Origin of the sequence: Vibrio scophthalmi (assembly GCF_040869025.1) — a bacterium.
In the GTDB taxonomy this organism is placed as follows: Bacteria; Pseudomonadota; Gammaproteobacteria; order Enterobacterales; family Vibrionaceae; genus Vibrio; species Vibrio scophthalmi.
Genome location: NZ_CP134271.1, coordinates 1,542,830 through 1,562,919, shown reverse-complemented (window position 1 = coordinate 1,562,919; position 20,090 = coordinate 1,542,830). Strand labels below are relative to the sequence as shown.

Sequence of the window (20,090 nt, the reverse complement as noted above, 5' to 3'; positions counted from 1 at the left end):
TCTGTGTAACTGCTCTTAGTTACAAGTATTCAGTTAATCGTTCTTCGAACATAATCATAAAACGGTTTAGAGCTTGCTTCCAGTGATGGATTGGCATTGCCCACCTATTGGAAGCATCCATTATCACTAGGTACACCACCTTTTTAGCCGATTCATCTATCGGGAACAGTTTACGTTTCTTGGTCGCTTTTCTGATCACGCTGTTCAGGGATTCAATCGCATTCATTTATAGATAGCTCTACGGATATCTTGAGGGTAGCTGAACAGAGTATTGAGATTATCCCAATGAGCCGTCCATGAACGACTGATTTGAGGGTACTTTTCATCCCATCTATCACCAAAGCGCTCTAACGCCAACAGAGCTTCATCTTCAGTCGTAGCTTGATAGATTTCCTTTAAGTCTGCGGTAATGGTCTTGTAGTCTTTCCACGGAACGTATTTCATTGAGTTTCGTACCATGTGTACGATACAGAGCTGGATTTGAGTTTTTGGATAAACGGCATTAATGGCATTGATGGCATCAACACAAGCGATAAGGATATCATCCACACCACGATTTTGAAGCTCTGTAAGTACACTGAGCCAGAGCTTCGCGCCTTCAGTTTCGGACATCCACATCCCAAGAAGTTCTTTCTGACCTTCCATACTGACGCCGAGAGCAAGGTAAATGGCTTTGTTGATGACTTGCTTATTTTGGCGCACCTTCACAACAATGCAGTCTAGGTAAACGATGGGATAAACCGAATCAAGAGGGCGAGCTTGCCACTCAACAACCTGTTCTAAAACAGCATCCGTGACTTTAGATATCAGACTGGCGGAGATATCAGCATCGTACATTTCTTTGAAGGTTGCGACGATTTCTCGGGTAGTCAGTCCTTTGGCATACAAGCTTAAGATCTTGTCGTCCATCGATTGGAATCGAGTTTGATGCTTACGAACGAGCTTGGGTTCAAAGGACGCGTCACGGTCACGAGGGATTTCTAGCTGGATCTCACCATCGTCAGTAATTAGGCGTTTAGAATAATAGCCATTTCGACTGTTACTATCGTTGGTTGGTGAGTATTTTTCATAGCCAAGATGCTCATCAAGTTCAACATTTAAAGCTGTCTCAACCGTCACCTTGGTTAACATTTTCCTGAAATCATCAAGATCAGAAGGAGTCTTAATCGACTTAGCGGCTTCGCGAGCGAAGGCTTCTAAAGCTTTCTTATCCATATTGCTTATCCTTAGCCATCACTGGCTTAATTATAAGCAGATACACAATTTAAATTACAGGCTCAGCTTACAGTACACTACGTCTGTGAATATTTAAGCTCATTCAGTTGATATCGATAGACTGATGAACGAGCCTTTTTCTTCAATACAATCCAAATATCAGATTAATTTTTCTCTCAGTCTCGCAATTTTTTTTTGACGCCTCAACAATGCAGGAAGATATTTACTATGCACAGATAAAATTACCGACCATAAGAAAACCCACTTACTGCTCCAGGATTGATCAAACACATATTTTAGAACAACTTGAATGTAACACTTCCTTTTTTCAAGCAACGAAATCACCCTGTTGTTCTTGATATATCTTGCATCAATTAAGTTTTGTTCAAGATCACGAAGCTCTTTAATCAGGCCGTCCCTTTCACTTTCGAAAATTTCTTGCTCATTATTTCTAGAAACATATGATATTCCAACATTAACTCTATAGTGCAATAAAGGTTCATCTTCCACTAATAATTTTCCAAGTAAAAAACCTCTCAAAATAAATACACGATCTTCAGCAAAGACATGCTTGCTTATCTCTGGGAAACAGTTCAAGACACTACTAGAAATCACTTGTGTACAACCTCCCAGCTCAATTTTTCTATCGACGATGTTTTCGATAGTTCGAGGCTTTGAGCATCCCACACTATGTAAACCTAATAATTCTCCCCCATCAATCATATCAATATAGCTAGAATTAATAACATGTGGCCGACCGTCTTCAATCCATCGCTTATAAAGCTTTTCCGTCCTAGTTTGTAAGGCAACATCATCACCAGCTAAAAAAACAAGTAGTGTATTTTCTTCAAACTCGCCTTTCAATGAATTAAGTTGTCCGATCAGACCAACATTCTTCGGTGCAAACCTCAACTCAACGTTAAGGTCTTTTGGCTTATCCACAAGCACTTTGCAAATAACTCGCTGAGTTTCATCAGAAGAACAATCATCGATGATAATCAGTTTGCGAGGAAAAACAGATTGTTCAAACATCGACCGGACTGAATCTTCGATATAATTTTGCTGGTTGTAAGTAAAAATAACCGCAACTGCATCATTGATAATTGTTATGCTCACTCTACACTCCACTGATTGCAAAGCTCGCAGATTAAGATGACATCTTCCATCGAAAGGTTTGGCCCCATAGGAAGACTCAACACTGTTTCATGAACTTTCTCTGTTACAGGTAAAGATAGATCTGCCAACTCAAGATAGGCCTGCTGTTTGTATATTGGAATGGGATAATGGATCAAAGTTTGAACACCGTTTTTCATGAGATATTCTTGGAGATTTTCACGATAATTTGTTCTTATCACAAAAAGGTGATAAACGTGTTCTTCCAATTCAGCTTCTTTCGGCAAAATAATCAACGGATTCTTAATCAACGCATAGTACTGCTGTGCAAGGACTCGTCGTGCACTCGTTTCTTGGTCAAGGTATTTCAATTTAACACTGAGCATCGCTGCTTGCATTTCATCAAGGCGACTATTCATCCCCTTAAATTCATTCGCATATTTGACATGGGAACCATAATTACCTAAAACTCTGACTGTTTTTGCAAGATTTTCGTCATTTGTAGTAATCGCTCCCGCATCCCCCAACGCTCCGAGGTTTTTTCCAGGGTAGAAGCTAAACGCTCCTGCATGCCCCCATGACCCAACTTTTTTTCCATTGATTGCTGCGCCATGTGCTTGAGCACAATCTTCTAGAACCAACAAGTTATACGTTCCAGCTAAATCCATAATTTCATCCATTGGTGAAACACGACCATAAAGATGGACTGGCAAAATGACTTTAGTTTTTTCGGTGATTGCACGTTCAATATTAGCAACTGTTAGATTAAAAGTTTCAGCGCATGGTTCGACCAAAACTGGGACTAAGTTATTCTCTGTGATCGCTAGAATGGAGGCAATATAAGTGTTTGCTTGCACTATAATCTCATCACCATCTTGTAGTTGGCCAAGCTCTTTCCAAGCTCTTAGAGTTAAGCTAAGCGCATCAAGTCCATTCGCAACACCGATACAATGCGTCACAGCACAGTACTGGGCGAATCGGCTCTCAAATTCTTCTACTTCTGTGCCTAAAATATACCACCCAGAATCTATGACTTTAGCACAGGCTTCTTTCAACTCTCGTTCATAGCTCGCATTAATGGCCTTCAAATCTAAAAACTTGATCACGCTTTATCACCCACCTTTGCAACTATAGATAGAACCGAAGTGAGTTTTTCAAACTCATCTTGGTTAATTTTTAAATCAAATTCCGACTTTAATTCAATCATAATCATTACATGATTAAATGAATCCCATGTTTCTACATTTTCCATTGATGAGCTCGCATCCACAGGCGTACCTAACACTTGAGAAATAATTTCGATCACTTTATTCATACTGTACCCTGAGGAATCCCCTAATGATTTTGATAAAAATCATAAATTTAAGGTAGATGCACATCTTGTCATGTGATCAAATGGTTCTGAGAAAAATCAATAACCAGACAACAAGATGTGCGAACTCGATATTTTACACGACTCTCTTTACCAATTCTGCCCTGAATTGCACTTAAAACGACTCAACAGTTTAACGCTGGCTTGCCACGCATTACTTGAATGTAAAACGCTCACTCTTACCGAACTTGGTCGTAACCTGCCAACGAAAGCCAGAACAAAACATAACATCAAACGAATCGACAGATTGTTAGGTAATCGTCACTTGCACAAAGAGCGACTCGCTGTATACCGTTGGCATGCCAGCTTTATCTGTTCAGGTAATTCGATGCCCATTGTTCTTGTTGACTGGTCTGATATTCGTGAGCAAAAACGGCTTATGGTATTGCGGGCTTCGGTGGCACTACATGGTCGTTCTATTACTCTTTATGAGAAAGCCTTTCCGCTTTCAGAGCAATGTTCAAAGAAGGCTCATGACCAATTTCTAGCCGACCTTGCAAGCATTCTACCGAGTAACACTACACCGCTCATTGTCAGTGATGCTGGCTTTAAAGTGCCATGGTATAAATCCGTTGAAAAGCTAGGTTGGTACTGGTTAAGTCGAGTCAGAGGGAAAGTGCAATATGCAGATTTAGGTGCGGAAAACTGGCAACCTATCAGCAACTTACATAGCATATCCTCAAGTCGCTCAAAGACTTTAGGCTATAAGAGGTTGACTAAGAGCAACCCAATTTCATGTCAAATTGCACTGTATAAATCACGTCCTAAAGGCCGAAAAAATCAGCGTTCGACACGGACTAATTGTCATCATCCGTCACCTAAAATCTACTCCGCTTCGACAAAAGAACCATGGGTTTTAGCGACTAACTTGCCCGTTGAAATCCGAACACCAAAGCAACTTGTTAGGCTCTACTCGAAGCGTATGCAAATTGAAGAAACCTTCCGAGACTTGAAAAGCCCAGCCTACGGTTTAGGCCTCCGTCATAGCCGAACTAGCAGCTCAGAGCGCTTTGATATCATGCTGCTAATCGCCCTAATGCTTCAACTGACATTTTGGCTTGCTGGAGTTCATGGTCAGAAACAAGGTTGGGATAAGCACTTCCAAGCTAACACTGTCAAAAATCGAAATGTACTCTCAACAGTGCGCTTAGGGATGGAAGTTTTGCGGCATTCTGGCTACACAATAACGAGGGAAGACTTGCTCGCGGCTGCAACCCTGCTTGCTCAAAATCTATTCAAACATGGTTGTGCTTTGGGGAAATTATGAGGGGATCCCTCAGTACTGTACCTCAATAGATAATGCATGCTGCGCAATTGCAGACAATTGGTAGTAGCTTCCATCACTTGTTTGCTCAACAAGCGAAAATCCCAATTCGGGATACTTATGTTCAAGTTGTTTATTTTTTGCAGTAGGCTGATAATAGGCAGAGCAAGTCGTACCTCGATATTTGTGAGTCAGATACCAGTGCATTAGCACATTTTCTATTTTTTTACCCAGTACGCGACAACTCATAATAAAGTTATCAATACTATATCGTTCGTTATCTTTGCAAACAATCAATAGCGCTGTTACGCCGTAATCACCGAAACGATCTTCAATCCGGCAAGTCAGCACATCGACATTGTCGTCTTGAAACAAATCAGTAAGTTCATTTCGGCTGTATCGCTTATTAGTAAAATTAAACTGATTAGTTTTTTGCACAAGCTGATAAGCACGATCTAAATCATCAAAGTGGTTAAATTTAACATTCAGCTTCACATTTAAACTATTAATAAATGAATCAATATTGGTAAATTTCTGACTGAGCTCTCTGCGTTGAATGTTTTGAATGTATTGCTGATGCTTACAGGTGTCTTCATCGGTAATTCGATGGGTCGAGAAATAAGCGCGATCAATAGCTGAAATAAATTTCAAAAGATCCAAGTCTTTTGGATATTCAGGTACCACAGCATGGGTTCCTTCGGCCACCAACAAACGTTCAGAGTCTGAGTCATCAATAAAAACTAAACTATCATCACTAATATTCAATTCATTGGCAATTTCTAAAATATTGACATCTTTTCTCTGCCAGTTAACTTTATGAATAATAAAATCATCCCAAGATAAAACCATATTGGGATGACGGTCGAAAATCAGCTTAGCATCATCAAGGTTGTTTTTTGAGCAAGAGGCTAAGAGCACCCCCTTATCTTTTAGTTGTTTAATCTGCTGCTGGAATTCACGATACACTTCACCTTGACGATCATCGCCAACTTTAACGTTTAAACCATCTTCACCAGCGATACCTGCCCATAACGTATTATCAAAATCCAGCACTAAACACTTTTTCCTTGGCGAAAAAAGTCCATGAAGATAGTCAGATAACTCATTGGCAATCACATTTAAGCCCAATTTAGAAAATAGATTATCACTCAATAAGTAAATTTGGTGATCGGTTAAATTGAAATAACCATAATCTTGATAAATGGCTAACAAATCAAAAATGCAAACACAACTGTGTGATTCAGCCAATTGTTGCAAGTGTGCATTTATAGCAATTTGCTCCTGTAGATGCCGATCACAAATTCCACTGGAACCCACAGTGGTTACACCGCGTTTCATATATGCATTGGCGATTAATAAAATTCCTCCTTGGCTGTATTGTGCATAACTTTCAGCAAGATCAGAAAGCAACTGTAAAGCTTCTTCGAGTGGTATGCCTTGTAGTAATTTTTGATAATCAAGAAATAACAAAGCTACATCATGCGATTGCTGATACAGCTGGCTGTCTGGTAAACAAATCTCTTGTAAGTATTGGTTATACTCACTATCGATAACTACAGCTTGTGTATTTTTAGCAATAAATCGACTTAAAAACTCAATCGAAAAATTACTTAGGGTAATGACTTTCATATAACTCAACCATTCCAGAAAACTTCGAATACAAGAATGCAACGTTTTTATTATTCAATGCTACTGCTGACTGAGGCGGCGCAATTAAAATAAATCCTTTCTCAGTTAATTCCAAAATTTTCAGATCAATATTATCAGTGTAGTAACAGATGTGATAAATGTTATTTTTACTTTTGTTAATTAATCCTTTTACCACCGATTGCTCACCAGCGGATTCAATTAATTCAATTAATTCACCTGATAAAGATCGAATAAACTGGATGTTAATCTGGCGATTCTTGTCATGAAATAATGCTCCATCACAACAATAACCGAGAACTGAAAAATCTTTAATGGACTTCTCAATTGATTCTGTTAAATATCCAAAATGATGAATATTCATAGCAAAGCTCCAATCATCTTTTGGCAACGTTCAGAAATTTTGTTGAACATTTTGTCAGTCACCAACCCTGAATAAATTTTCTTTCCATATTCTGAATCAAATACTGGTTCCTGGGCTAAAATAGCACCGAAATGACGATGAAAGTTAACCACTTTTTTATTTTCAGCGAGTGTTCTTGTATAAACTTCTATCAGTTTTAACTCCTCAAAAGCATAGTGATGAATCAATAAGGCAGATTCTAAACTTTGCAATACATTACCACTACAGATCCAGCGACCAAACTCACCACGCGAACCATCAACATTATAGATTGATATGGTACCAATGGGTTGAGATTTACTATCTTCAATTATAAAATAATGGCTTGTCAAATTCTCAGCATCTCGCATCATCCATTCAACTTGTGCTTGAATCTCATTTGATGTTTCATTAATATATTTTGAATTTTTCTCTGTATTTCTTAATTTAACAATAAATTCTGCATCAGAAAATTTAACCAATCTTAAAGATACACATTTACCAACAATTTCACTTTTCATTATTTTTCTTCGCTAAAACATATATATCTCCGCAAAAATCCGGAAGATCGTCACCAAGAGCAATAAATCCATTAATAATATCTAAGCTCCAATCATTTACAATTTGGCTATTAGTTAAAGGTTTAATCATCACCCCTCCAAAATGGTATATTTTCAATCCAGATTTCTCTACAGTTGCTTTGAAACTTTGAGGCGAAAACACTATCTTATGACCAAGGTCAAGATCTCTCTGATTTAGCGAATCAGTTCTTTTTAGAAGCCCCATTTTTACAGCAACCAACCGATGAAGAGAGTTTGCATTTGGAACTGATATATATATAATTGTTTCCTCATGCATTAAATGACTAACTTTTTCGAGTGCTAATATAGGGTCAGTTAAATGCTCTAAAATATGACTCATAACTATGACATCGTATTTAATTTCTGAACAATAATCCTCAATATAACTTTGTTCAAACGTGATATTGTCAAATTTAAGTTCTTTACTCAATATATCAATTGTCGTTTGAGCAGCATCAACAGCTGTAACACTGTCAAACTTCTCACATAACATACTAGTGAAAACACCATCACCCAAGCCAAACTCTATCACGCGCTGATGAGATTCAGAGCAAAATTCAATTAGATTATTAAATTCCTTTCGGCGTACAATTTTTTCAAGATCCTTCCAATCATCATGCATCGCCTCATAATTTTCAGCAATAACTTCTAAGTTATTCATAATTAACTATTTCCTTTTTAAATTCATTATAGTCACGAATATAATCGCTTTCATCATATAACTCACTTGCCACAACCATTAATAAGCAATCATTTGAAAAATCGTACATTTCACGCCACTTAAGACCTTGAATATACAAACCAATATTTGGTCGATCGAGAGTAACGGACTCTCGATAAAATCCATCATCAATAACAAAGCGGACACTTCCTTTTAAACAAATTGCGACTTGTTCCAAATTATAGTGAGCATGAAACCCTCTAGGAAAATCAGTATCATTACCATAAATATAATAAATTCTTTTAATATTAAATGGGATATTCTTCTGTTCTTCAAGAGAAATAAGCTGCCCACGCTCATCCCCGATTTCCATGAAATGAATAATACTCACGTTCTCCATTTATTCACTTCCTAATTCTAATAAATAACGACCATAATCATTTTTTGCCAATACTAAACCAGCCATTATCAACTGTTCATTTGTTAACCATCCATTACGCCATGCTATTTCTTCTAAACATGCAACTTTAAGCCCCTGGACATTTTCTATTGTTTGAACAAACGAAGAAGCTTCATGCAAGCTTTCATGTGTCCCTGTATCCAACCAAGCAAAACCACGCCCCAAAAGTTGAACATTCAGATTACCTTCCTCAAGGTACATCTGGTTGATGCTTGTAATTTCCAGCTCACCACGCTCAGAAGGTTGTACCCGCTTAGCAAATTCTACCACTTGATGATCGTAAAAATAGAGCCCAGTCACAGCATAATCCGACTTGGGCTGTAGTGGTTTCTCTTCAATCGAAATTGCTCGCATACTCGCATCAAATTCTATAACCCCAAACCGCTCTGGATCTTTTACTTGATAGCCAAATACCGTAGCCCCAAAATTTATCATTGCAGCTTGCTGTAGGATTGGCGAAAAACCCTGCCCGTAGAATATATTGTCACCTAATACCAGACAGACTGAGTCATCACCTATAAACTCTTCACCAATAATGAATGCTTGGGCTAGACCATCTGGCGTGGGTTGGATTGCGTATTGCAGTTCAATACCAAAGTCAGAACCATCACCAAGCAAGCGATGAAAGCCCTCTTGATCTTCAGGAGTGGTAATCACCAAAACCTCACGAATACCAGCAAGCATAAGTACTGAAAGTGGGTAGTAGATCATTGGCTTATCGTATACAGGCAGTAACTGTTTAGAAACGCCTCGCGTGATTGGGTATAAACGCGTACCAGAACCACCCGCGAGAATAATCCCTTTCATTATTGATTCACTCCTAAGCGCTCTAAACTATAAGAACCATCCAACACACGCTGCCACCAAATAGGATTATCTAAGTACCATTGTACGGTTTTGCGAATACCGCTTTCAAAAGTTTCTTGCGGTTTCCAGCCTAGTTCTTGGGCGATTTTGCTTGCATCAATGGCATAGCGTATATCATGTCCTGGTCGATCTTTCACATATGTGATCAACGATTCATAAGATTCGACACCTGCAGGTTTGTTTGGTCGAAGCTCTTCAAGTAACGAGCAAATGGTTTTCACAACTTCAATATTCGCTTTTTCGTTATGGCCACCAATATTGTAAGTTTCCCCCACAACACCTTGACTAACAACGGTGTATAGCGCACGCGCATGATCTTCAACGAACAACCAATCACGGATTTGCAAACCATCGCCGTAAACTGGTAGCGGCTTTCCATCTAGAGCATTCAAAATCATCAGTGGAATCAACTTCTCAGGGAAGTGATACGGACCGTAGTTGTTCGAACAATTTGTCACCAAGGTAGGTAAACCATAAGTACGCTGCCAAGCTCGTACAAGGTGATCACTCGAAGCTTTTGAAGCTGAGTAAGGGCTGCTTGGTGCGTAAGCGGTGGTTTCAGTGAATAAGTCCTCTGTACCTTCCAAATCGCCATACACTTCATCCGTTGAAATATGATGGAAACGAAACGCAGTTTTACGCTCCGCATCCAACTGATTCCAATAAGCACGTGCAGCTTCCAGTAATTGGTAAGTTCCGATAACATTGGTTTCAATAAACGCCGCAGGGCCATCAATTGAACGATCAACATGCGACTCAGCCGCCAAGTGCATCACACAGTCAGGTTGATGAGTGGCAAATACGCGATCAAGTTCAGCTAGGTCACAAATATCAACTTGCTCAAAGTGGTAACGAGGATGGCTCGATTCATTTGCCAATGACTCCAAATTACCAGCATAGGTCAGCTTATCAAGGTTGATAACCTCATCTTTGGTTTCATTGATAATATGCCGAACCACCGCAGAACCAATAAATCCCGCACCACCTGTAACTAAAATTTTCATATTCGACCTATTTATTGAATCGGCTTATCTGCTCAAGAGCTTGCTGTAAATAATTAAAGTTAGGCTGCTGATCTTTAAGATCTCGGTTAGTTTTATCCATTAACTGATATTGGCCACCCGTTCCCACTTCCAAAATACTATCTTTAGTAATGATCGCATACCCGCTGTAATTGGAGGAAATAATCCAATCTCGTGCCACAGGTGTCCCGAGTAAGTCTTCACCCACCGAGTAATCTTTAATATCATTTTCTACTCCAAGATAATGCTTCATTAAACTCGGCACGACATCTTGGTGACTGGTAAAGGCATTGGAGTCCCACTGCATAGTTTCTGGTGTGATACCTGGACCAAAGATGGCGAACGGTACGTTGATTTGCGCATCCGTGAAGTTACTGTTATGCCCCCAGAAATTCAAACGATTGTCATTCATTTCTTGGCCATGATCTCCGGTTATCACTACCACTGTATTGTCTAGATCACCTGTTTCTTTCAACTCCTCTAGCACCTTATTGACCATGCTATCCACGTAATGCACGCTTGTTTTATAACGGTTGAAAAATGGCGTCGGGTCAGTGTCGTTGTTTAACTTCAGGTAATTAACTTCCGACAACAAAGGCTCATAACGATGCGGGTAATCTTTCGGAAAGTCATAACCATGCGGCGCATCATAGAATAAGAAAGAAAATACTGGCTTGTTGCGATCACGCTGCTGATACCAATTGAGCCAATCTTTGGTCAAGTTGGCATCCAACTCCGATGGCGTTTTTCCTTCTGATTTAATTCGCAAGTTGTCGACGCCAACAAACACAGTTTGGTTAAACTCCGGCTTACGCAATTGCGCGGCGGTAAAAATGCCCAATTGGTAGTCCATTGCTTGGAGGCGATCAATGAATACTGGACTTTGCTGGTTGGCTAAGAATCCATGCCAATAAGTCCCCGGAATGCCGTAAAACAATCCAAAGATACCCGTACGCGTTGCGTTACCTGTAGCCATATGATTATTGAACACTTTACCTGCTTGTGCGTATTGCCACATGTGCGGGGTATTATCAGCATTAAATGTATCTCCTCGCCATGAGTCGACAACAATAAACATCACATTGACCGGTTTCTCAACAGGCACAGTTTGCAGCGGAGATAAAGGGTAATTAAGATCGTTCTTACGCGATAAGGTCAGAGCTTTTTGTCGCTCAATCGCTTCTTCATTAATCCAGCCTTGCTTACGCATCATGCTGTTTGAGGTCGCAGGGTAAAATAGTGGCAGGTATCGTTTTACTGCGGTCACAGGCTGATACGCGTGTGCCGCAGCCCAAATGTGAATGCCGTGTGTTGCCAACAACGCTAAGAAGGTCAAAAGAGCAAATTTGCGTCCCAATTTGCGCTGGCAGAAAACTGGATTACCATCCAAAATGCGAATCAACCACCATTCTGCTGCAACCAAGGTTGAAATACCGCCAATCACCATCACCCAAGTCACGAGAGGAAAGCTGACCACCTGTCCAGATAAAATAAGATCAAGTACTACTGCGTTAATATGGAAGCGATATTGCGCAAACACGATAGTATCAATGAATAAGGTCGCAACCCCAAGTGCCGCAATCAACGCTTGCAAGCCTTGGCGTGAACGTGTAGGCAACCATAAGACAGGAATAGAAACTAAACCAATTAATCCCGCCAACAACACCATTTGGCCAAATGTGCCCACAAGAATAAAAGTGATGCCTAACGGATCGCTGGGGAATTCAGGTAAAAACGCAAAATAACGGCTGGCGATCACCATCAACACTAAAGCGTTGATCAGAATAAACCAGCCGTGAGCATGAAGCTTTTGCTTAAAGGTCATGACGACTTCCTAAAACAAATTATTGTGTATTTTGATAATAGCCTTGCAATAAGGCTGAAAAATCGTGTTCTTGCCAATCTATCTGGCGTTTTTTTTGCTCTTTGTAAAAAGAGCGCTTTAACCGTGCAAGGTTGTTCTTTTGCCACCCTTGCCCTGCTTGATATCTACATTTGTCAAAGTCGATAATCCACACTCGCTCATCAACATCGATCATAATATTATGAATATTCAGGTCTGTATGGTCGACCCCTGCACGATGCATTTTGGCAATTTCCTCTCCAATTTTTACATACACCGCAGATGAGAGTGGTTGCTTAGTTAATATTGCGACTAAATCCTGAGCATCTGTAATTTTTTCACTAATCAGATCGGCGCGATAAAAGCAGCCAATTTTGATCGCTTGCGCCGCTATCGGCCGAGGAACATTGACATTCTCTGCGATCAAATGATTCAGTAATCTAAACTCTTGATAGCTACGTGTTTTTTTCCAGCCAGAAAACAAATAACAATCATTAACCAACTTGCCAAACAAGCCTCCTCGACGATAATGTCGTAAAGCGCCGGGTAATATATCCGTTTGAATAAACCAAGTCGTTCCTCGTCCGGTGGCGGAGCCTAAAACCTTACCTTGCCCCTGCCAAAACTCAATCTCAAAGATGCCTTTATCGGGGGATTGAATAAGGTTTTCGTCAAACCAAATCTGATGATTACTTGTTATTTCTATTTTCTGCATATACTCACTATCAACGTCAAGAAACTAGAATATAAAACCAGGTAAAAGCAGCAAAGACTAAGGCAACAAAAACAGCCGCAGAACCAATATCTTTTGCTCTTCCACTAAGCTCATGATGCTCAGAGCCAATTCTGTCTACAATAGCCTCAATCGCGGAGTTTAACAGCTCTACGATCACAACTAAAACAACGACACCAATTAGAGCAATATGCTCCAACGTAGAGACATTGATCAAACAAGAAACAACCGTGGCAATCAATAGTAAGACGATTTCTTGTCGAAATGCCGCTTCATGCTGGAAAGCCGCTTTCAGGCCCTGAAAAGAATACCTCGTCGCTTTCACGACGCGTTTTATTCCAGTATATCCGGGTTTGCCATGACTATGATTTGTCAAAATAGTGAGACCTTAAATATCATGATAGAAAACAGGCCATTTTACATTCAACTCTTCTATCTGCATAATCTTAGGCAATTAAATTTTGGATAATTGATATGCCTCTCTTCAAGCATGCTCCTGACTCACTCTGTTTTTTGCGTTTATCTGCAATTGGCGATGTTTGCCATGCAGTTGCAGCCATTCAAGCACTGCAAAAACAGTGGCCATCAACCAAGATTACTTGGGTCATAGGTAAAGTAGAAGCGCAATTGCTCGATGGCCTAGACGGTGTTGAGTTGATTATTTTCGATAAGAAAGCAGGACTTTTAGGAATGAAGGCGGTTTGGGAACAGCTAAAAGGTCGTCAGTTTGATGCTTTGGTGCACATGCAGTTAGCACTCAGAGCCAGTGTTCTCACTCTCGGAATTAGAGCAACATATAAGGTCGGGTTTAATTTTCGGCGCGCTAAAGAAGGCCAATGGCTATTCACTAATCGTAAGATCAGTGATACTCAATCCCAGCATGTATTAGATAGCTTTTTCTCTTTTATTAATTACCTTGGTGTTTCCACGCAAAAACCAACGTGGAATCTCCCCATATCCGCTGAAGATAAACAGTTTGCATCCCAATACATAAATAATCGACCAACGGTAGTGATCAGTCCGGCTGCAAGTAAAGATGAGCGTAATTGGCTTGTCGAGCGCTATGCTCAATTTGCTGACTATGTGATAGAGCAAGGCTATCAAGTGATTATCTGTGGTTCTCCTGCACAAAGAGAAGTCTCATTAGCCCTTTCAATCCAAGACTCAATGCAACATCAAGCGATTAATTTAGTCGCTAAAACAACGTTAAAACAACTTACTGCGATTATTCAACAAGCACAGCTTGTACTAGCGCCAGACTCAGGTCCTGCTCACATTGCAACAACACAATCAACACCCGTGATCGGCTTGTATGGCCATAGCAATCCAAGCCGGACAGGCCCCTACAACGATCTAAACCATGTGGTCAGCGTTTATGAAACACATGCAAAACAACAACATGGGAAAAACGTAGAAAAACTCTCATGGGGAACAAGAGTAAAAGGTTGCAACATTATGGCGGATATCAGCCTCGAGTCCGTGATCAAACAATTTAATTCAATTACTCAGGGTAAACATATCCATGCAAAATAGTAATAGACCGACTCTTGCCGTAGCATTGATTGTCAAAAATGAATCTCAGCACCTTGATGCTTGTTTAAAAACAGTAAAAGACTGGGTGGATGAAATTGTTATTCTAGACTCAGGAAGCACTGACAATACGGAAGAAATCGCACGTAAATACACAAAAAAATTCTATGTAAACACACAGTGGCCTGGGTTTGGCCCTCAACGCCAAATAGCTCAATCCTATGTAGAATCTGATTATGTGCTTTGGCTAGATGCTGATGAGCGTGTTACTCCAGAATTACAATCTAGTCTCTTAGCCGTCGTAAATAATATGCCCTCCAATACCGTCTATCAAACCACTCGATTAAGTTGGGTTTTCGGACGCTATATAAAGCATTGTGGCTGGTATCCTGATCGTGTACTGCGTTTGTACCCTACCAAGCTAACTCAATACAATGACGCATTAGTACATGAAAAGGTCGAAGTCACAAAAGAAATGAAAATTGCCAATTTACACGGTGACCTAATTCATTTTACCTATAGTGATATGAACCACTACTTAGTTAAGTCTGCCGGTTATGCCAAGGCATGGGCCGAACAACGGGAGAAAAAAGGTAAAAAGAGTAGTCTTACGCAAGGTATTTTACATGCTCTAAGTTGCTTTATTAAAATGTATATCGTTAAAGCTGGTTTTTTAGATGGCAAACAAGGGCTTTTACTCTCTATTCTTTCCGCTCACTCCACTTTTGTTAAATATGCCGATCTATGGATTCGTACCGAAACAACAAAAATGCCAGAAAAGTTCTAATAAAAGGCAGCCGAATGTCGGCTGCTTTTTCATCATTTAGAGCTAACATTACAGATACTGCGCTATCCAAGGCTTAAGTATCTCTAGTACTTTAGCTATTTCGATTCTCGTCATATCCTCTTGTCTTGTCTTATCGTCTGATGACGGAGGACAAAACGCAATATGCTTACCTTCTGAATTAATGGGGAGCCAACGCAATGGGGTTGATGATCGTTTACTTGGAAAAAAACCAATCGTAGGGACATCTATCGTGGCGGCAATATGCAAGGGCCCCGTAGAACCGGCAACAAAACAACTAGCACAAGCGATTGAACGAGAAAAATCAACTAATCCATCATTCTTATCATATAACACCGCCGTTATACCTTTCTCTGCAAGCATTTCTTGTAGCTCTGCGGCTTTTTTTTCTTCACCAGGCCCTGCAGTTAGGATAACGGCAAAATTTCCTTCAATCCCCTCAACTAAGTCGGAATATTGAACAAGAGATAGATTATTGGCAGAACCACCACTACCAGCATGCACAAATAACCAAGGTAGTGAACAATCAATCTCTAGCGATTTAGCCAATTTAGCTTTTTGTTGAATAAGATCTTCATCACTAAATGTTAAATAAGGAGCGTTCGGTTCAATAATTCTGATATTGAGATCAGTTAAAAATACTCGAATTAAATCTAAATTATATTGATATTCAGGTTTAGCTGATTGAGAACGCTTTTGTTTAATTCGCTTATTATAAAAAATTTGCGCAAATTTAGTCGCAGGAGCAAGGCGGTAAGGAATTTTTGCCTGCCAGACTAATTTGCCGTTGTAACTAGTCGAAAAAAGATTGATCGATGCATCGAACTTATGCTGTTTTAACGTAGCAATCAAATCACGCTGTGCCTTTTTATCACCATTTTTGGTCGGGTCTAATATGACCTCATCAATCCAAGGGCACAACTCCGCCAAAGCTAACGTATAACTAGGCACTAATGCTGTAACATGGCTATCTGGTAATGACTGCTTCAACATAGCAAAGCTTGGCCAAGCAAGCATGAAGTCACCAATTTTATCGTTGCGAACTACCAGTATTTTTTTCATTACCTTTCCTAAATGTTCTTTAGCTGAGGTTAAATAACAACTCTTTTTCATGATAACGGGTTAATTGGGTATACGTCAGCCTTTTTGTTATCATACAAAACATTAAAATTTAGAGGATAGAACCGTGAGCCAAAAAAAGTTATCCCGTGTCGTATACCCTGGCACTTTTGATCCCATTACTAACGGGCATTTAGATTTAATCGAACGTACTGCAGATATGTTTGATGAAGTCATCGTTGCTATTGCGGCAAGTCCTAGTAAAAACACCATGTTCACCTTAGAAGAGCGAGTTCAGTTCGCCCAGCAAGTGACTAGCCACCTCGATAATGTTAGCTCAAAAGGTTTTACCGGTTTAATGGTCGATTTTGCCAAACAAGAACAAGCCAATATACTAATTCGTGGCCTACGAACAACGGTGGATTTTGAATATGAGTTTGGTTTAACTAATATGTACCGCAGGCTAATGCCAGGACTTGAAAGTGTATTTCTAACTCCAGCGGAAGAGCATGCTTTTATCTCATCAACCATCGTTCGTGAAGTCGCTATTCACGGTGGCGATGTCACGAATTTCGTGCCTAAACTGGTTGCTGATGCGCTACATAAAAAGTTCCAGAATTAGCACCATTGTTAATGCATCAATTGAGACCGAAAATAGTAATTCTGTAGTTTTCGGTATTCATTTGCCCATCTCGCATCAGGGTTTACGTCTATCTCTGGTGAAGTAAAAAGTAAATCTACCCAAGGAAAAATATCCTCTGGCCGACTGGTATCAAATGCACCATGCTGTGTGATTATTCGACTTAGATTAACACCTATATTATCTGGTTCAGATCCAGACAATAAATTGTCTCCGCCCAAACTAATATAATTTTGATTTGATAAACTATAGTGATACAGGGTTGGAAAAATATCTCGGTGGGATCCAATTCGGGATGAGTCGTAATGATTTTGAGTGTTAGCCAAAATCATACCCGGAACATATAAGTAAAATGGCACTCCATGTGTTAAAGCAAACTCTTCTTTACTGTCTACCGCTAAGTAGCGAACTCGGTGATCTCCCGTCGCTGCGATGACGGTCTTTTCTGCCAACAATGAATTTTTTATTCCACTAACAAATTGGCCAAATTCATCATTAGCATACTGATACGTTTCCAATAATGCTTGAGCTTGATCAGCCATTGGACCCAATAAATGAGTCATCCGCTCTGAAACTACAACGGGTTTTGGCTGATAGTTATCAGGCACGCGAAAAGGAGAATGATTGGTCACCGACATTATAAATACCATCGTCGGCTGCCGTGCATCATTCAACAGTTGACGCACAAATTGATACGTATAGTGATCCGGCACTCCCCATGTATCAGCATACTTTTTCGCATCAGGGAAAGCCTCTATGATACTATTTTCATCATAAACTTGATCAAACCCCTGATAAGGCAAGTAGTTACTCAAATTTCGCCACATACCATTTCCCCCATAAACAAACACCACTCGGTAACCCGCACGCTTATATGGCAGAACAGCCGAGCCTGATATCGGAATATTCTGCGCAGTAGAATGGCTGATCGTTGGTACATCACTATGGACTAGCATCGCAACAATACTATCAATTGTTGCTGAACTTGCAGCCAGAAAACGGGTAAAAAGATAGTCTTGATCGAAGTGAGGGCGTAATTCACCTAATAAATCATTACTTGTAGCGTCATCCTCAATCAGAACATTAAGACCAAAACCTTCCATCATAGCCATGACAACATGAGGGGAGTTATTCGCTAAATATGAGTTATACGGCGTACTATATTCAGGAGTTGGCTGGCCGAGTACCTTTTCCATTTGGGCAGTCACTAATACACGATCTATTGGCTCAACTCTAGCTTGTTTTTTATAGTCGCTTCTCGCCCAATCCAAAGCCATGTATGCATTCGGGACGATTTTATTGATAGTGATAACCTCTGACACGTTCACGTGATATCGTTTTAGTGGTAAAGACCCTAACGTTCCTCGAGCAAAAATGAAAAAGATAATGATATTAACCAACACTAAGCTGAACGATAAACCTGGGCGAATTTTCTTCAACTCTCCACTTTGTTGTTGAAAGCTCGTGTGAGCGAGTTTACTCATTAGCCATCCACATACAGTAGCAAAAATAACGCTACGAATGATCGGGTAGTCACTCCAAGTACTCGCTAAAACAGCTGAAGTATCGTCATCAAGCAAACCGAAGATAAACACATCAAAATGGTTACCAAAGGTCATGAAATAGTAATAGTTACCTATTGCTCCACCAACCAATAAAAAGGTCACAAGAGCTGTATACCCAGACAAGATATAACGCCACACCACTTCCTGACGTAGCAAAGTACAAAATATTATTATAAATAGTAATAACGGTGCATAGGCAATAACGATAATTTTTAGATCAAAGCGCCCCCCCATCCAAAAAGCACGTAGCACATCTTGCCATTGAGAAGTCAATAACGACGCATCAACAGCTTGCAGCAAAAAGAGGCTCCGCCCTAATGCCAGCATTAACACGGATATGAAGATCACTACCCATAGACAAGCGACTAGGTTACGAAAAGATGAAAAATACGACATAGAGAATAGAAATCACCTAAAAGATAAGCATCGATTCTAACACCTGCAGCCAAGTATCACCGCTTAAGAACATAGAAAGACTGTGAATTACAGCACGATCACTGAATTATCTCCAGGATCACTCACAACTGACAGTACGAACAAAAAAACGTATTTCTTTGCCCGATCTTGAGCGCTTCAATCTCTTCACCGCAATTTGGACAAGGCTCGCCAGCTTTGCCATAAACTTGCAGCTCTTGTGCAAAGTATCCCGGTTTACCATCAGCTTGAGCAAAGTCTTTTAAGGTTGTACCGCCTTGTTTGATTGAAGTGGTCAAAACCTGTTTGATCTCAGCAACTAAACTATCCCATTCAGCGAGTGTTAAGCTGCCAGCCGTGCGAGTGGGATGTACTTTCGCGCTAAACAAAGATTCACTGGCGTAAATGTTGCCAACACCAACAACAACTTTGTTATCCATAATAAATTGCTTTACTGCAACACGTTTATTCAATGCTTTTTGCAGCATATATTCCGCATTAAACTCATCCGTCAGAGGCTCTGGCCCCATATGGCCAAGCATGACATGTTCGCCATCTTGGCTAAATAACCAAGCACCAAAACGACGTGGATCGTTGTAGCGCAGTAACTTACCATTGGTCAGCAGTAAATCCACATGATCATGTTTGCTCGGCGGGAACTCTGCATCTAGTACCCGTAGCGAGCCAGACATCCCTAAATGCACAATCGCACAACCTGCATCAGTTTCAATGATTAAGTATTTTGCCCGACGGCGAATATCACGAATCACCTGACCTTCCAGTTGTTTCAGTTCAACAGGAATATCCCAACGCAGCTTAGGCGTACGAAAAGTCAGACTTCGAATCGTTTCTCCGACCAAATGAGGCGAAATGCCCATCCGACTCACTTCAACTTCTGGTAATTCAGGCACAATAAT

At 40.2% G+C, this 20,090-nt stretch carries 20 protein-coding genes and 1 pseudogene; 4 read left to right on the top strand and 17 right to left on the bottom strand.

Annotated elements, in window-relative coordinates:
- Positions 1 to 19: 19 nt before the first annotated feature.
- From RJD38_RS07135 to RJD38_RS07120, 4 genes and pseudogenes are all read right to left on the bottom strand, one after another.
- Positions 20 to 1,215: pseudogene (locus RJD38_RS07135) on the bottom strand (IS256 family transposase).
- Between the two features lie 159 nt (positions 1,216 to 1,374).
- Positions 1,375 to 2,331 (bottom strand): glycosyltransferase, encoded by a 957-nt coding sequence (locus tag RJD38_RS07130; protein WP_065545840.1) that lies wholly within the window; start codon positions 2,329 to 2,331, stop codon positions 1,375 to 1,377.
- Positions 2,328 to 3,434 carry a DegT/DnrJ/EryC1/StrS family aminotransferase gene (locus RJD38_RS07125; RefSeq protein ID WP_065545841.1) on the bottom strand — a complete coding sequence of 369 codons (1,107 nt, stop codon included), beginning with the start codon at positions 3,432 to 3,434 and terminating at the stop codon, positions 2,328 to 2,330. Before RJD38_RS07125 ends, RJD38_RS07130 begins: the two co-directional genes overlap by 4 nt.
- Positions 3,431 to 3,643, bottom strand: coding sequence for an acyl carrier protein (locus RJD38_RS07120; protein ID WP_065545842.1), 213 nt, complete (start codon positions 3,641 to 3,643; stop codon positions 3,431 to 3,433). The genes RJD38_RS07125 and RJD38_RS07120 overlap by 4 nt, the downstream gene beginning before the upstream one ends.
- Before the next feature lie 115 nt (positions 3,644 to 3,758).
- Here RJD38_RS07120 and RJD38_RS07115 point away from each other — a divergent pair, with 115 nt between their 5' ends.
- Positions 3,759 to 4,967, top strand: coding sequence for an IS4 family transposase (locus tag RJD38_RS07115; RefSeq protein WP_032073033.1), 1,209 nt, complete (start codon positions 3,759 to 3,761; stop codon positions 4,965 to 4,967).
- A gap of 9 nt (positions 4,968 to 4,976) precedes the next feature.
- Here RJD38_RS07115 and RJD38_RS07110 read toward each other — a convergent pair whose 3' ends face one another.
- From RJD38_RS07110 to RJD38_RS07065, 10 genes are read right to left on the bottom strand one after another with little or no spacing between them, the layout of a single operon-like run.
- Positions 4,977 to 6,593, bottom strand: a complete 1,617-nt coding sequence (locus tag RJD38_RS07110; RefSeq protein WP_065545843.1) for an HAD-IIIC family phosphatase — start codon at positions 6,591 to 6,593, stop codon at positions 4,977 to 4,979.
- Positions 6,571 to 6,975: a VOC family protein gene (locus RJD38_RS07105; RefSeq protein WP_065545844.1), complete on the bottom strand. Its 405-nt coding sequence runs from the start codon at positions 6,973 to 6,975 to the stop codon at positions 6,571 to 6,573. Before RJD38_RS07105 ends, RJD38_RS07110 begins: the two co-directional genes overlap by 23 nt.
- Positions 6,972 to 7,514: a GNAT family N-acetyltransferase gene (locus tag RJD38_RS07100; RefSeq protein ID WP_065545845.1), complete on the bottom strand. Its 543-nt coding sequence runs from the start codon at positions 7,512 to 7,514 to the stop codon at positions 6,972 to 6,974. The genes RJD38_RS07105 and RJD38_RS07100 overlap by 4 nt, the downstream gene beginning before the upstream one ends.
- On the bottom strand, positions 7,504 to 8,235 hold the full coding sequence (locus RJD38_RS07095; protein ID WP_065545846.1) for a class I SAM-dependent methyltransferase: 732 nt from the start codon (positions 8,233 to 8,235) through the stop codon (positions 7,504 to 7,506). Before RJD38_RS07095 ends, RJD38_RS07100 begins: the two co-directional genes overlap by 11 nt.
- A complete protein-coding gene (locus RJD38_RS07090; protein WP_367971413.1) occupies positions 8,228 to 8,635 on the bottom strand; it encodes a sugar 3,4-ketoisomerase in 408 nt (135 codons plus the stop codon). The genes RJD38_RS07095 and RJD38_RS07090 overlap by 8 nt, the downstream gene beginning before the upstream one ends.
- On the bottom strand, positions 8,636 to 9,502 hold the full coding sequence (gene rfbA, locus RJD38_RS07085) for a glucose-1-phosphate thymidylyltransferase RfbA (protein WP_065545848.1): 867 nt from the start codon (positions 9,500 to 9,502) through the stop codon (positions 8,636 to 8,638).
- Positions 9,502 to 10,566: a dTDP-glucose 4,6-dehydratase gene (gene rfbB, locus RJD38_RS07080; RefSeq protein ID WP_065545849.1), complete on the bottom strand. Its 1,065-nt coding sequence runs from the start codon at positions 10,564 to 10,566 to the stop codon at positions 9,502 to 9,504. Before rfbB ends, rfbA begins: the two co-directional genes overlap by 1 nt.
- 7 nt (positions 10,567 to 10,573) lie before the next feature.
- On the bottom strand, positions 10,574 to 12,409 hold the full coding sequence (locus tag RJD38_RS07075) for a DUF3413 domain-containing protein (RefSeq protein ID WP_065545850.1): 1,836 nt from the start codon (positions 12,407 to 12,409) through the stop codon (positions 10,574 to 10,576).
- Between the two features lie 19 nt (positions 12,410 to 12,428).
- Positions 12,429 to 13,142 (bottom strand): 3-deoxy-D-manno-octulosonic acid kinase, encoded by a 714-nt coding sequence (locus tag RJD38_RS07070; protein WP_367971412.1) that lies wholly within the window; start codon positions 13,140 to 13,142, stop codon positions 12,429 to 12,431.
- A gap of 16 nt (positions 13,143 to 13,158) precedes the next feature.
- Positions 13,159 to 13,536 carry a diacylglycerol kinase gene (locus RJD38_RS07065; RefSeq protein ID WP_065545851.1) on the bottom strand — a complete coding sequence of 126 codons (378 nt, stop codon included), beginning with the start codon at positions 13,534 to 13,536 and terminating at the stop codon, positions 13,159 to 13,161.
- 98 nt (positions 13,537 to 13,634) lie between these two features.
- On the opposite strand from RJD38_RS07065, the gene RJD38_RS07060 reads away from it, so the two are divergent.
- Together RJD38_RS07060 and RJD38_RS07055 are read left to right on the top strand one after the other, a co-directional pair.
- Positions 13,635 to 14,693, top strand: coding sequence for a glycosyltransferase family 9 protein (locus tag RJD38_RS07060; protein ID WP_065545852.1), 1,059 nt, complete (start codon positions 13,635 to 13,637; stop codon positions 14,691 to 14,693).
- Entirely contained in the window at positions 14,683 to 15,477 is a 795-nt protein-coding gene (locus RJD38_RS07055; protein ID WP_065545853.1) for a glycosyltransferase family 2 protein, read from the top strand. Before RJD38_RS07060 ends, RJD38_RS07055 begins: the two co-directional genes overlap by 11 nt.
- A 48-nt stretch (positions 15,478 to 15,525) precedes the next feature.
- Here the strand turns inward: RJD38_RS07055 and RJD38_RS07050 are convergent, their stop codons facing one another.
- Positions 15,526 to 16,557: a glycosyltransferase family 9 protein gene (locus tag RJD38_RS07050; RefSeq protein ID WP_065545854.1), complete on the bottom strand. Its 1,032-nt coding sequence runs from the start codon at positions 16,555 to 16,557 to the stop codon at positions 15,526 to 15,528.
- A gap of 124 nt (positions 16,558 to 16,681) precedes the next feature.
- On the opposite strand from RJD38_RS07050, the gene coaD reads away from it, so the two are divergent.
- Entirely contained in the window at positions 16,682 to 17,176 is a 495-nt protein-coding gene (coaD, locus tag RJD38_RS07045; protein WP_065545855.1) for a pantetheine-phosphate adenylyltransferase, read from the top strand.
- A gap of 8 nt (positions 17,177 to 17,184) precedes the next feature.
- Here the strand turns inward: coaD and RJD38_RS07040 are convergent, their stop codons facing one another.
- A complete protein-coding gene (locus tag RJD38_RS07040) occupies positions 17,185 to 19,155 on the bottom strand; it encodes an LTA synthase family protein (protein WP_065545856.1) in 1,971 nt (656 codons plus the stop codon).
- 122 nt (positions 19,156 to 19,277) lie between these two features.
- The gene (gene mutM / locus RJD38_RS07035) at positions 19,278 to 20,084 is read right to left on the bottom strand and encodes a bifunctional DNA-formamidopyrimidine glycosylase/DNA-(apurinic or apyrimidinic site) lyase (RefSeq protein ID WP_065545857.1); all 807 of its coding nucleotides are present in this window, start codon (positions 20,082 to 20,084) and stop codon (positions 19,278 to 19,280) included.
- Positions 20,085 to 20,090: the final 6 nt, after the last annotated feature.